The following is a 14,711-nucleotide window of genomic DNA, read 5'->3' as shown; positions in this document are numbered from 1 at the left end:
CCAGTAGTCAATTTTTCCCGTCCCATTTCGTTGTCCAGTCGGGTTGAAGAAGGCCTGCAAGCCGTGGCACGAGCCAAATTCCGGACTCCCCGAGGCCAGCATCTTCGCTGATCTCAGGCGAGCCGACCACCGACTCGATCGATGTTGCAGTTCCACCATTGAGCACCATCGGCCAACGCGCGCTACCGATCGTGAAGATGCGTCTCAGCTCGCGGCCGAAGTTTTCGGTGGTTCGAGCGAACGGAACACCGTCGAGCCCTTTCACAAAATAGATCGGCGCGTCACGATGGGTCAGTTCCACATCGAGTTCCAAGCTGACCGTCCTGCCGGCAGGCGAACCGCTCGCCAACAGTCTTTGCACTTCCGCCGCATCACCATCAATCTCGAACGGCTCGTCGGAATCGACATCCTCGACGCGAAGTTCCACCGCTCGCACGCGCGTCTTACCCCGTGTTCCGTAACCCTGCTCGGTCCATCGACCAGTCTGACCGGAGTCCTTCTTCATCCACGATCTCGATTTTTTCGGAGTGCACCGCACTATTTCGTCACGTGCACGGCTCAATGCCACATAGTTCCGCCGTGCGATGGCAAAGTCGTCGTCGTCTGACTCATAGTCTGTGTCGTACAAAAACACCCGGTCGAATTCGAGGCCTTTCGCGCGGTGAACTGTCGATACGACGACGTCTTCCGTCGAGTCAGCAAGCAACGCAGTAGGTATTCCGTATCCGCCGATCACCCTCCTTACCCGCGACAGGTCCAGATCATTGGGGAACTGTGTTCGCCCCTCGGCCTCCTTGAGCAGGTTCCAGGCGTCGGCCGGGTTTGCCACCGACGTGGTGTGTAAGGCTTCCATCACGTCTTCTCGGCGATTCGTATTCCGTCGCAGTGAATGCGCCAGTTCAGCTATCCAGGGGGCTGCACCGAGCTCCTGCGCGGTGCGGCGAAGACTGTGGCGGATCCCGATCGCCGTCAGCTGCTGAGACACGCGGAGTGCGTCCCCGTTGGTCTTCGTCAGCACCGCTGTGCTGCAGCCCGCCGCGTATACAGCGTCGAGCCAGACTGACGATTCAACCGCGGCTATCCCCTGAATGAACGAATCGACCTCCGTCCTCGCCGTAGCCCCTTCCTTGATTTCGCGCAATCGAGGGCCTAGGGCGACGACGGAGAGTGGAACACTTCCGCGTGCGCGGAAGTTGCGTTGCAAACCGAGTACCTCGACAGCGTCCAAGCCACTCAGCTCGCCGAACACATCGGTCCGCTTCTCCCGTTCCTGAGGTGACAATTGAAAGTCGTAGAGTGCCTGGTTGGGGTCACCAAGTGCGGTAAATCCAACATAGTCGCCAAGCCGACCAATGAGGGCTAGTGCGAGCTCTGCCCGCCGACCCACAAGATCTTGCACTTCGTCCAAGATCACGTGCTGAATGTCGTCCAACATCGGCAGTTCCGAATCGCCGTCGAGCAGAAGCGTCACGGCCCTGTCGATGCGGCTGTCGAAGCTTCCCTTCGGTTCTTCTCCTGCATCGATAATTACTCGGTTGGCGAACGAATCGAAAGTTCGTATTTCAGCGCGGGCCAAGACACGGGTCTGTAGACGGCTCCGCACTGCAGACACTGCGGCACGCGAAAAGCTCAGCACCAACACCTCCGTTGACAGCGAAAGGTCGAACTCACTGGCTAACAGACCAAGCCTGGCGGCAACCACTTCAGTCTTGCCCTGACCGGCACCCGCAATCACCACGAGACGACTCGCTGGGGCAGCCTCAACCACTGCGCGCTGAAGTAGATCCAGCTCCATCGGTCCATGGCCGGAATCAAGCTCTAGCGAGCGCGGCGCAGCTTCGACACCATCAGTCGCCGCAGCCAAGGAGGACTCTGCTGCTGCTCGTCGACGGTCTCGGAACCGAGTCAGCGGGTCAGTCGGCTCGGTCCGGGCTCGTAGCCGATCCCGGAATTTCGGTCGATCGGCGGTCGAGTTTTGAGGCTCAGCCGTATGCGGGTCTTGCAGCACTTCCACACCGTCAGGCGCGGACTGACCTGCCCTTAGTAAGTCTTCAAGCCTTCTCTCTATTGCACTGGCCCAGTCCCCCCTGGTGGCTTCCGAAATCTCGGCCATCGCCCTTTGCTCGACACCCGGCCACGGTGCCAAAATATCGGTGAGCGACAACCGGAGTTGCTCGAGATCCGCCCGTTCCGAAGCGGCCCTGCGTCCGCGCACGAGAAGCGCCGGGCTCAACGTGAGAGACCAATCGACACCTTTCCCCCACTGCCGATCGATTGCTTCACCAATGGCCGGCCGAATGTCAGCGATCACACGACCCCTCACCTGAGCACCTATGGGGAGATCGTTCCGTTCGGCCACGCTCGAACGAACTGCCAAAGGCACGTTGTCGGCCGAGAAGAGACCCGTCGGACCGAGCTCGAATACCGTCGGTTCAGCGGGATGAACAATCAAGGAAACCCCGGATGCAACCGCCCCTGGAATATCCTGGTCTTCGTCCGCCCCATTTTGCGATCGGGATACGGTCGTCTTCTCGAGGCGGACGGGCCGCAGGGCGATATGGAGGTCTACCCCTTGCCCCGGAATGATCAAGCGCCAAGCAACGAGCAAGGTCTCGACCGACTGACCGCGTGCTGAGACCGTTTCCGTCAACTCACGGAGGTCGTCGTACAGGGCGGAGCTCTCCTGGACGCGCTGCTGCACACGGGCCCATTCGTTCCACACCCGCCGATAAGCAGCGAACCGTTCGTCCAATTCCAAGTTGTATTCACGTCGATAGAACGCAGAGTAAGTATGCAGTTCGCTCAGGTCGACCAGCAGTCCGTCGGCCGACCAGTTGCCCAACTCGGAGTCGTCGATAAGCTCGTCGAGCGGCCAACCCAGTGGTGGTGGAACCTCGGAGGCTGCCGCGCTGCTGCGGTGCATCCGGAGACCGTCAGCCGTAGCCGTTACCGACAACGCCAATTCGCCGAATGAGTCGGTCAGCGGTGCGGCGAACTCGACAGTTGACGGATCATCGTCTGCCTCGCGTTTCGTCGCCTCGTCCGAAGCACGAGCCTGTACCAATACAGACTTCAGAGATGCAACAGCACCGTCCAGCACGCTAGATCGCAAATGAAATCCCTTCGGCTACCGAACAAACCTATCTGCTCGCCTGACTCACCGCCCAGATAGTCCTGAGATGGCGTGTTCGATCCATCATGCAGCTGGCGATGATGCCGACCGGCCGGCGGCTCTACAGCGACAGGCGCAATCGAACTCCCACAAAGCGAACGCTCAGCCAGACACCACGCACCGATACATGAGTTCTACTCCTCCCCCGTCAGCCCCCGTGTAACTTGGCTGGCTAACGACCCAATGGAGGCCTGGTGCAATTTGAAGTCGGCGACATGGTCCAGCTGCGTGTAGAACCAACTCGCTTGGGTCCCGTGGTAGAAGTTCTCCCAAAAATCGACAACGTACCGAGGTACCGCGTTTTTCACAGTGCAGCGAACATCGCCACGTACTCCCACGATCAGCTGTGTGCCGTGCCCAAGCCCACGGGATCTGACGCCGCCACAAACGATTATGGCGATCTGCTCCGTCCGGACGCCCTACGTGCGCGTTTGACCGCGATGCTGCTCAGACACCCTCACAGCGACAGAATTTACTCGCTCGCGGCTGCAAGGATCGAATTCATTCCGTTCCAATTTCGTCCCCTCACGCGCCTTCTACGCGCCGAGCGTCCGCGGTTACTCATTGCAGACGAGGTAGGTGTCGGCAAGACGATCGAGGCGGGACTGATTCTGAAGGAATTGACGAGCCGTAGCCCGATGGACACCGCATTGATCGTCTGCCCCAAGTCACTCACCACCAAGTGGCGACAAGAGATGAGGCGGTTCGACGAAGGCTTCCGAATCCTCGACGCCGCGTCTTTGAAGTACTGCCTGCAGGAGGTGCACGCAGAGGGTGCGTGGCCGGTCGAATACTCCCGCGTAATCGTCCACTATGAACTTCTGCGGTCGGAGTCGTACTTGATGGGCGACAAGCGGGGGCGCTGGCCCGGACTGATGACGTTGGACCCGCCACCGATATTCAATTTGGTAATAGCCGACGAGGCTCATCACCTCAGAACGGCTGGGACCAACTCACACCTTATGGCCCAGCATTTGTCAGACGCATCGGAGGCCCTGATCCTACTGTCTGCTACACCGATTCAACTCGGCTCCAGGGACCTGTTCACGTTGCTGAATCTGCTGCGACCCGAAATTTTCAACAACTTCTCACTATTCGATCAAATGCTGGAACCCAACAAGCACTTGACGCGAGCTGCCCATCATCTCCGTCGGCTATCCCACAACGAGGATTGGGCCGCAGACGCTCTCGACGCGATTCGTCTTGCATCCGGCACGCAGTGGGGCACGCGAACCCTAGCCACTGATCCCCGAACGAGTCGGTTAGCGACAATCCTGCAAAGCGACTCGAATCCCTCCGATGAGACCCGGCTACAGTGCCTTCGCGACGTCGAAGACCTCAATTCTCTCAGCCATGTCATGAACAGAACACGTCGGCGCGATATCGGCCGTTTCACGATCCGTGAACCCGTCACGGTCCGCGCAGAATTCACCAGCGAGCAACGAGAGTTCTACGATCGACTCTTGCAGTCACGGCGTGACATTCTCAGCCAACGGAACTCGCCGGGTGTCGTAGCGTTGATACTCGACGGACTCGAAAGACAAGCGTCCAGCTGCCTGCCCGCGCTGGCACGGTCTGTCGATGCTCTAATCGAACGGGGAATGCTCAGCACCACTTCCTATACGGACGCACCTGAGTTCAGGAACGACGAAGTAGAACTGCTCCCCGAATCGGCCCAACACCAACTACGCAACATCGCCGACGCCGCGCGCGCACTTCCTGAGACCGATCCGAAGCTGGCAACTTTGCTCGACGTGGTTCGTGGTGCCCAGGAAGACGGCGGGCCGGGAAAAGTACTCATATTCTCCTTTTTTCTAGGAACCTTGGACTACCTTCACGAGAAGCTGGTCCAAACAGGCGTGCGGGTGGGAATTGTTACGGGACGAGTACCCGACTTCGAGCGAGAGTCCCTCCGTCATCGCTTCAGCCTCCACGCCACCCACCGAGATGCGCTGGACGTCTTGCTTTCCAGCGAGGTTGGGTGCGAAGGTCTCGACTACCAGTTCTGCGACCGCTTAGTGAATTACGATATTCCGTGGAACCCAATGCGTATAGAGCAGCGTATAGGCAGAATCGATCGATACGGGCAACAAAGCGCGAAAGTGAGAATCTACAATTTCATCACTCCCAACACAGTCGAAGACCGAATATATTTCAGATGCTGGGAGAGGCTTGACTTGTTCAAGAACTCGATCGGAGACATGGAGGGCGTTCTAGGTGCCGCCGTCGACGGATTGGACAAAATTGCGAATGACCCGAACCTGTCCCAGGATCAAGCCGCGGAACGTGCTCAGCAGCTCGCGGACAACGTCCTTCGACACGCAAACGAAAGCAGAATCCTCGAAGATGCGGCACCAGACCTGCTCGGCTTCGAGGAAATATCGAGAACCGACGCCAAGACCCTGACCGAAGACAACCAACTAATCGGGCCGCACGATATCGAACACCTGGTTCGCAACTTCTTGAATACGAGTGATGTCCGAGGAACAATCGAGCCTCATCAAACTGACAGTGACCTCAGAGTCATCCGGGTCGAATCCAAAGCTCATCGTCTGAAGCTTGGACAAATTTTCGAGTCGAATCGGCAACAGGGACGTACACCAAAACCACTAACCGATTGGACCAATGGAGTCTCCAGCGACTACCCCTGCACCTTCTCTCAACGTGCTGCGGCAGATGACCGACAGCTGGACTTCGTAACACCGTTGCATCCTCTGGTCCGGGCCGCCATCACGCAACCCCACGGTAGCACTTTCGATAAACCCGCGATTTCCAATCTTGTCTTATACGACGAAAAATTACCGGCTGGTCAATACGTTTTTGCTGTGGACACATGGGAGACCATCGCCGTACGCCGCGAGATGCAAACTCGGTCATGGGTCGTCGATCTCTTTGCCGATGCAGACTGTCAACTCGTGCAGCAATCGCTGTTCAAGCTTATTGGGAAAGCGAAACACGCAGGACCGAAGCTTCCTCCGAACGAAACGCTGTCCGCGGCGCTGCAAAGACTCGACAGCGGGATAGAGAATGAAAGAAGAACCTACAGTCAGAGACTCATCGAACAAAATGCAATATTGATAGAAAGAAGACTTGCGAGCCTTGCCGCCGACGTCGAAACTCGGTCGGCGTTGCTTGAGTCTCAGCTCGAGGACACCAAAGAACCGCGCATTTCTCGTATGCGCAGCAGTCAATTGGTTCGGCTCAAGAAGAATTTCAATGTAAGCCAGGCAGATTTGAATAGCCGACGTGACGTCGATGTCATATCAACCAGACTTTGCTTCGGAGTTTTGGAGGTTCTCAATGGTTAGCAATTACGAAGAAATCACTCGGGAGAACATTCGCGAGTACGGCCAAGGAACACGACACCTGGCGTTCTTGGGTCAGCTATACAGTGACCGCACGCATTTTATCCTCGAAGTGTTACAAAACGCCGAAGACGCGAATGCAAACGCAATCGACTTCGATCTTTATCACGATCGATTGGAGGTCAGACACAACGGTCGCGATTTTTCTTATGGAGACGTGGCGGGGATCTGCGGCGTAGACCTGTCGACAAAAGCTCAAGACCTCACTAAAATTGGGAAATTTGGCGTCGGATTCAAGTCGGTCTACGCCTACACCATGTCGCCTCAGATCTACTCCGGTGATGAGCATTTCGAGATCCAGCACTATGTAAGACCGGTCGAGGTCCTACCTAAGACCGACTTGGCCGCCGGGCAAACCTTGCAGTGCTTTCCGTTCAATCAGCCAAGCGTCCCATCTCATGTCGCGTACGACGAGATTGAGCGCGCTTTGGAAGCACTAGATTCATCGACTGTACTCTTTCTACGTAACGTCACCATGATCCGAATACGAACAGCCAATATTCACCGCGCCCTCGAAAAAACGGTCATCGCAGAATACCCGCGACTGATCGAGACTGCGGTCATAGCCGGTTCAGATAGGGAGTCGAATTATTGGTGGGTGTTCAGTAAGAGGCATACGTTCGAGGGACGAGAAGGATTGCCTATTCAAATTGCAATCCAAGTTCGACCCGACACAGACGAGGATGGCAACACGACAGCCGGTATGACGCCGTTTGCGCTTGATAATTCTCCTCTGTTCGTCACCTTCGCAACGCAGAAAGAGACTGGCCTTGGTTTTCTACTGCAGGGGCCGTTCCGCACGACCCCCGCACGAGACAACGTCCCGACGGATGACAAATGGAATCTTTCTTTGATCGAAGCGGCGACCGAACTGACCAAATCGACACTACGCGATCTCAAAGGGCTGGGATTGCTCTCGATGGCTGCACTGTCCACCATGCCCATCAGATCTGATCTCTTCACCTATGGCTCGATGTTCCGACCACTGTTCGATGGCGTGTTAAATGTGCTCAACACGGAGGCGCTCGTGCCGACAGCAGCGGGGTCACACAGCACGAGCGACAACATTCGGATTTCGCGAGTCAGTTCTGTGGAGGAGCTGCTCACCCCTGACATGCTCACCGACCTGCTGCAGCTCTCCGAACGTGTCGACTGGCTCGGTCCTCTGCAGGATGTTCTCAAACCACTGAACCTAAATCGTTACTTACGCGAGAACCTGCGCGTGGGGGAAGTCACACTGGAGACTGTTGCACGTTCTCTAACCATCGAGTTCTTGAGGCCGCGGTCAGCAGAATGGTTGAACGGCCTCTACTTACTTCTGCTCAGCTCGCCGAATCTCTTTCGTGCTCCAACCGGCAGCAACCCGGCTGGCGGGATTCTTCGCTCAAAGCCCTTTATTCGACTGGAAAGCGGTGAACAAGTGACACCGTACGGGGCCGGAGGCGAACCCAACGCTTACCTTCCGTTCGAAGACTCGACGTCGCAGTTTCCGACGATTCACCCTGATATCTCTAGCAACGGCAATTCGCTGCAATTTCTCAAGGTCCTCGGTCTACATCAGCCTGACGCGTCTGTTGAGGTACGGCGTTTCATTCTGCCGTTGTACTCCGAAGTCGACTATGTGCCGACCGTATCAGACATCTATTCCCATTGGTCAATGATTTTCCAAGCGATACAGTCGACTACCGGGACCAGACGAAACGAACTGATCAAACTCGTGCGCGGAACGGCTTTGTTGAAGTGTCTGTCAGCAGAGGGCGGAACTACAATGCTTACACCAGAAAGCGCGTATTGGAAGTCGTCCGAACTCGAAGAATACTTCCAAGAACTCGAAGGTTTCTCCTTCGTACACGAACTGTATCGGACATGGTTCGACACACTGGTTGAGCTGGGAGTCGCGAGTTCCGTGCGTGTTACGACTCGACGCGTGAATGCGAACGGTGTGGTTACTATTCGATCAGGTCATGGTGACCATGCGCGCGGCTTGAACTACTTTGATCCCGATATACGAATTGACGGACTACCGGAGGTATTGGAACAGCCGACGGTGACTCGTTCAATGTTCGTATGGAACACGTTGCTCAGTCCCCGGTCGACGCGACTGTCGGGGACGGTCGAGAGCTCGGGCAGGCAAGACTTCAGCCGGGCGACACGTACCGAGCAGGTCGCCTCTCTAATGGCTCCGCTACGGGCGAAAGCATGGCTACCCGGTACGGATGGCTTGTTTCATCGACCAGACACCCTTGCCCTCAGCGATCTGCCTCCCGGTTTCATAAGCGACGTAGATCTGGCTGGGGTACTCGGGATGAAGACAGCACTGCTGGCCCAGGCTAGCGAGGAGCTTGGTATCTCGGCTTCACTTCTGCATCATCTGCAACAACACCCCGAGTTCGTCGCTGACCTTGAGAACAAACTCAAGAAACTGGCGGATGCTCGAGACCGTCGTGAAGAAAGCGATCACCCGACCTACGCCGAGCAGGTTGAAGCCAAGTTCGCGACTCCAAACGACACGGGTGCCTCCGCCACGACCGCGTCAGAGGAGGACGCTATCGTGCCCGATGCCGGCGCGGTACGTAATCCTGAGCTACGCCGCGAACGAACGCGGGAATCTATCGAGTTGGCCAAACAGAGCGGACCGGCTGACCATAGCGTCAGTGTGTCGGTAAAAAGACCGCAGCAAGAACGCGATGAGTCTGTCCGGCAATTCCTTTACGAGCAGTACGCCGGCCACTGCCAGATTTGCGGCGCGACTTTCCGATCGAGATCCGGTGAAAACTATTTCGAGGCACTCCATCTCGCCCAGCTCTCGACCGGTCCGCACACACACCGACCTGGCGGTGTTCTATGCCTGTGCCCTACATGTTGTCGTCAGCTACAACACGGTTCAGTTCTTGCACCGAACCTGGCCCCGAAGATCAAAGACTGGCGTGCAGCGGCTGAGGGCGGACAAGCCAACCCTGAGCTGACCGTTGTCCTCTGCGGCAAGAGTCAAACAATCTCCTACACAGAGAAGCATTTTTTGGATATGCAAGAGCTGCTTCACAGTGACTCGCGCCTTGATTTCCACGACGCGTCCATCGTCGTGGAACCAGGCTTGCCGCAATGAGATTCTTTTCATGAGCTATGCGGCGAATAGCCGATCCATCGTGGTCCGCGACGCGGGCTACAAGGCGGCAGCGCGCCACAGGCCATCAATCGCGCAAACATCGATCAACAATCTGACATCCCACGAACTACGCTCGGCTAAGGTTTGAGCAGTTGCCTTAACTTTCGACTGACGGGACGGCATGACAAGCGATTGGACGTTCGACGTTCCCACCACGGGAACGCGACACCTACCACCCGATTCGCGCTACATGGAGGCGCTGAGCAGTCAGGGTTACGGGTTCGAAGTTGCGATCGCAGACTTGATCGACAACTCGATCGATGCCGGTGCGCGAGATGTAGTCGTTCATTTCCTCCGCCAGGAGGACCAGCTCGTCAGCCTTCTTGTGATCGACGACGGTTGTGGAATGACGGACGAAGACCTCGACGTAGCCATGACGGTGGGCGGTCGTAAGGCCTACAAGGCGAAGTCCCTCGGAATGTACGGTGCCGGTCTGAAATCGGCGTCTCTGAGCCATGCATCTTCGGTGACTGTCGTCAGCAAATTCAAGACCTCGCGTCCCGCCGGACGCCGCTGGCTCATGGAACGCGCTGTAGCGAGCTTCGATTGCGACGTGGTCGAGCCAAAGTTCGCTCAAGACCTCATGGACCGATATACCGACTGCCCGATCGTCTGGTCCGGTACCGTCGTACGTTGGGATAACGTCAAGAACTTCCCACGCAACGGCGGTGGAGGCCAAACCGACCGATATCTGCACCGCACCATCAACAAACTGGGTTTTCACCTAGGGTTGTTTTTCCACAGGTTTCTTGCGCGAGACGACTTCAACATAACAATAGCTGTTGAAGACGTCGACACCGGGATCGAATATATGAATTTCGGAGTCGTACCCTTGGATCCTTTCGCGTACCCCGTATCCGGCTCGATGGACTACCCGCGTCGATACGTCGTCGATCTTCCCGATGCAGCCGGCGTAGCGTTAAAGGCCCACATCTGGCCACCGAAATCCACACTGGACGAATTCAAAGCGGTCGGATCAGTGATGGACCGGCAAGGGTTTTACTTCTATCGAAACGACCGGCTGATTCAAGCGGGCGGGTGGAATAATTACAGGCAATCCGAGCAACATCTCGCACTAGCGCGAATAGCGATCGAGATACCGTCGCACGCGGACTCCTCGTTCAAGCTATCCGTCAAGAAGGAGGGGGTTGATCTCTCGCCGGAAGCGGTTTCGGCACTCGATGATGCCATTGATGAGACCGGGAACTCATTTCAAAACTATGTCGCAGATGCGCAGCTTGTTTACCGTGATGCGCGAAAAAACAGCGGCCTGGTACGGAAGCCCGTAATACTTCCAGGCAAGGGCCTCGACGCGTCAGTACGTGACACTATCGAGGACGAATTGCCTTCGATTCCTAACGAAGACCCGATTGCACTGCGATGGATTTCAATGGAAAACAACGCATTCTTCGATGTCAATCGCGCGGACCGCACGATCTATTTGAACCAGCAGTATCGCGCCGCAGTACTGGGCGGACGGAAGGGCACGCTCAACGATGCCCCAGTCCTGAAGTCGCTCGTTTACCTCCTTCTGCATCAGTTATTCGAGAAGGAGATCAGCGGTAGGCGAGAAAAGGACAATATCGAGCTCTGGCAGTCAATTCTCGTCGCTGCTGCTCGCGCCGAGCTAGATCGAATCGTCGACTCCGACTAGTGCCTATCTATCGTAGCCCCGAAGAGGAATGAGCGGATGAATGTGACTAACGAACTGCGGCTGACCCTACACACGGCCGTCTTAGCAGACCTGGCCGGGAGCAGGCCGAAAAATTTGGTGCGGGCGCTGCAGTATCAGGCTGAAGATATTTCCGGAGAGACAGACAGCCTCGCCACCGAAGCCGATTTTCGAGAAGTCCTCAAGCACGCAGCTACTACAGATCAACTCATCTCGGCATGGCGACGGCAGCTGCATAGTTGGGACGCGTCCGATTCGGTGCAGTGGACCGAAGCTCCTCCGTTGACCGAACAACGTCGGCTTGACGTGTACGCGGCTCTCAAAATCGAAGCGGAGACGGTCGGGCTGATCGACCGTCGGTGCCCGATCTGGCGTGAAATCGGCCCCGTTGTTATCAGCAAGGAGTTCACACCGTGGTACGAACCAGACACCGGCCAAGGCACCCCGTGGTACTGGCCGACATACCGTGACCTTTTGACACGCAAGGGATGGCCGGATGCGGCAGTCGCGGGCGTCGACGCTGCAACAAACCAGGTAGTCGAACGTCTAGCCAACCCAACTCAACCTGATACTTATCAGTCCAAGGGCCTGGTGGTCGGGTATGTACAGTCCGGCAAGACCGCAAACTTCACGGGCGTCATTGCCAAATCGATCGACGCGGGTTATCGCTTGGTAATCGTGCTGGGAGGCACCCTTAATCTGTTGAGGGACCAGACACAGCGGCGTCTCGACATGGAATTGGTCGGCCGCGAGAATATCCTCCGTGGAGCCCACGAAGACACCTCGGAGTATGCCGACGATCCGGCATGGGGACAACGGAAGTTTGCTTCGTTCGGTCGAGCTCCGTCGTCACTTGGTGCCTTTGACATTATCCGTATGACAACAAGGGGCGATGATTATCAAAGCCTCCGTCAAGGAATTGTCGCGCTTGAGTTCGAGAAGGTGAATGCTGATAAGCCACTTTATGATTCCGAAAACCTGCTACAGTCGAATGCCAGGCTGATGGTCGTCAAGAAGAATAAAACTGTCCTCAGTAAGTTGGTCAAAGATCTGTTGAAGATCAAGACCCCGCTTTCCGAGATACCGGTTCTCATTATCGACGACGAGTCCGATGAGGCGTCCGTCAACACGACAAATATGTCCAAACCCAATGCTGAACGTACTGCAATAAATCAAAAAATCTCTGAGCTACTCAAGATATTGCCCCGCGCACAATACGTTGGTTACACGGCTACGCCATTTGCAAACGTATTCGTCGACCCCAGTGATTCTGAGGATATATTCCCGAAGGACTTCATCATCTCGCTGCCGCGGCCTGTGGACTATATGGGAGCTCAAGACTTTCATGATTTGGACTCCGCGATACCTGTTGCCGAACGGACCGTCGAAAACTCCAATGAAAAAGCTCATGTCCGCGACATAATCTTGTCGGACGATCAAGACGACGCCAGCCTTCGGGTTGCGATCGATATGTTTGTGCTCAGCGCGGCGATCAAGCTTTATCGCGAGGATAAAGGCGGCCTGGGAGATCGGTTCTTCCAGCACCATACAATGCTCATTCATGAGTCCATACGTACTGATGTTCAACGTGAGTTGCTGGGACGGGTGACGCGGCTGTGGTGGGACTCAGGATACATGGGCACCCAGGGCCATGCGCGCCTGAGAAAATTGTTCGACGAAGACGTCGTGGAGGTCTCGCGTTACCGTGCCGAAGGCCAAGCACTGCCGTCCACATACGATGATCTAATACAGTACGTTGGGCCCGCTGCGATTCGCATTGGCGGTGATGACCGACCAATCATAGTCGTCAATGGTGACGCGGACATCGAACACGGTGTCGCAGATTTCGATAAAAGATCCATTTGGAAAATACTAATTGGCGGTCAAAAACTGTCCCGAGGTTTTACAGTCGAGGGCCTTACTGTCAGCTATTTTCGTCGACGGGCCGGTAACGCGGCGACCCTCATGCAGATGGGGCGGTGGTTCGGATTCAGGGAGGGCTACCGCGACCTGGTGCGGCTCTACCTCGGCCGCGAGGAAAAGCTGGGCAACAGGAACGTCGACCTCTATGAAGCTTTCGAAGCAATTTGCCTCGATGAAGAAAGTTTCAGACGCGAGCTCAAACAATATTCCGTCCCTGTCGACGGGACTCCGCAATTGCTTCCATCGCAGGTGCCACCCTTGGTCTCGCAGCACCTGCCCTGGTTGAAGCCGGCGAGTCCCAACAAGATGTTCAACGCTGAGCTGGTCGAGATTGCATCACCGGGCGAATGGCAGGAACCGACGGCGTATCCCACTAAAGTGCCGGACATCCGTTACAACACGGCTCTGTGGTCGCCACTTTTGCACTCCCTAAATGAAGAGCCCGACACTTTCAGGTTCGATTTCGCCAGAAAAGACGGCACGCCATCGCACCACACATTTCAAGGCTTGACATCGACCGTCACCGCGACTGAGCTTCTTGAACTATTAGAACAACTCAAGTGGAATGCCCCTTCTCAGTTCGCGCCCCACCTTACCTACCTCAGAGAAATTACCCGCAGCAATCCTCCAGCGGTCGATGATTGGCTTGTAATTGCGCCTCAACACTCCACAAGGACCCCGCTGCCCAAACGGCAGATGCTGACCATCAACGGCCAGGAGCGGACGTTCTCTTACTTCGCCCGTGATAGGCGTCGTGGGCCGCTCTTCGGTGCCATCAGCGATCCGAAGCATCGCGGTGCACCGATGGAGATTGCCGGAGCGTTTGGCGGCGATGCGTCCGACGCGCCACCAGACTTCTCGGCACCCAACCGAGGGGTAATTGTCCTGTACCCGTTGGTCGAGTCCGCGACGTTGGCGAGCCACGTACCGGAAGGCTCGAACGACCCACCGAAGAACCTGGACCTGAACGGAGGTGAGGTCGTAATCGCGTTTTCATTCGTCGCTCCGGGCACCGCGCGCTCCGGGGATCGAGTCATTCGGTTCAGGACCATCGACTCGTCCAAGCCAGAGGCGGCCATTATCGAACGTTAATCGTTAACAGATTTTGCGCTTGTCGGTTCGCCCAAGCGGTCTCTAGAACAGGCTACGAGTTGGATGTTGTTTGAACTGGGACCGGTGCGCGGCGCTGTAAGCCGACGCTGCATGTTTTGGTGTGTTGCGCCTCGTCGATAGCTACCAACGCTGGGGTCACCGAAAAGCCCGGTCGTCGCGGGGTGCTGAAGGTGGTGATAGCAACTCCACCTTGCCCAACCCAAGCCTGGGTTAAGGATTCCCGTGCTGCTGGTTGTGACGTGTAGGGGCTCAGGACATGTTTGACCGATCATCATCAACACACGGTTACCCGCTTTTGGG

The 14,711-nt window shown here is 56.4% G+C and carries 5 protein-coding genes; 4 read left to right on the top strand and 1 reads right to left on the bottom strand.

What is annotated here, in order from left to right; all coding sequences use genetic code 11:
- Positions 1 to 7 precede the first annotated feature (7 nt).
- Positions 8 to 3,100, bottom strand: a complete 3,093-nt coding sequence (locus tag CH281_RS12140; RefSeq protein WP_094694310.1) for an ATP-dependent helicase — start codon at positions 3,098 to 3,100, stop codon at positions 8 to 10.
- Between the two features lie 266 nt (positions 3,101 to 3,366).
- Here CH281_RS12140 and CH281_RS12135 point away from each other — a divergent pair, with 266 nt between their 5' ends.
- The 4 genes from CH281_RS12135 (at position 3,367) to CH281_RS12120 (ending at position 14,390) form a co-directional block, all read left to right on the top strand.
- Positions 3,367 to 6,480, top strand: coding sequence for a DEAD/DEAH box helicase (locus CH281_RS12135; RefSeq protein ID WP_094694308.1), 3,114 nt, complete (start codon positions 3,367 to 3,369; stop codon positions 6,478 to 6,480).
- Entirely contained in the window at positions 6,473 to 9,643 is a 3,171-nt protein-coding gene (locus CH281_RS12130) for a sacsin N-terminal ATP-binding-like domain-containing protein (RefSeq protein WP_094694306.1), read from the top strand. Before CH281_RS12135 ends, CH281_RS12130 begins: the two co-directional genes overlap by 8 nt.
- A gap of 181 nt (positions 9,644 to 9,824) precedes the next feature.
- Positions 9,825 to 11,357, top strand: a complete 1,533-nt coding sequence (locus CH281_RS12125) for an ATP-binding protein (RefSeq protein ID WP_094694304.1) — start codon at positions 9,825 to 9,827, stop codon at positions 11,355 to 11,357.
- Between the two features lie 36 nt (positions 11,358 to 11,393).
- Positions 11,394 to 14,390: a Z1 domain-containing protein gene (locus CH281_RS12120; protein WP_094694302.1), complete on the top strand. Its 2,997-nt coding sequence runs from the start codon at positions 11,394 to 11,396 to the stop codon at positions 14,388 to 14,390.
- The last annotated feature ends 321 nt before the right edge of the window (positions 14,391 to 14,711 follow it).

Origin of the sequence: Rhodococcus sp. 06-221-2 (genome assembly GCF_002258365.1) — a bacterium.
Classification (GTDB): Bacteria; Actinomycetota; Actinomycetes; order Mycobacteriales; family Mycobacteriaceae; genus Rhodococcoides; species Rhodococcoides fascians.
This window is presented reverse-complemented; position numbering and strand designations above follow the sequence as displayed.

Bases quoted from the DNA above. Each gene is read 5' to 3' on its own strand.
- CH281_RS12125 (WP_094694304.1), top strand. From the start codon at position 9,825: ATGACAAGCGATTGGACGTTCGACGTTCCCACCACGGGAACGCGACAC.
- CH281_RS12130 (WP_094694306.1), top strand. From the start codon at position 6,473: ATGGTTAGCAATTACGAAGAAATCACTCGGGAGAACATTCGCGAGTAC.
- CH281_RS12120 (WP_094694302.1), top strand. From the start codon at position 11,394: ATGAATGTGACTAACGAACTGCGGCTGACCCTACACACGGCCGTCTTA.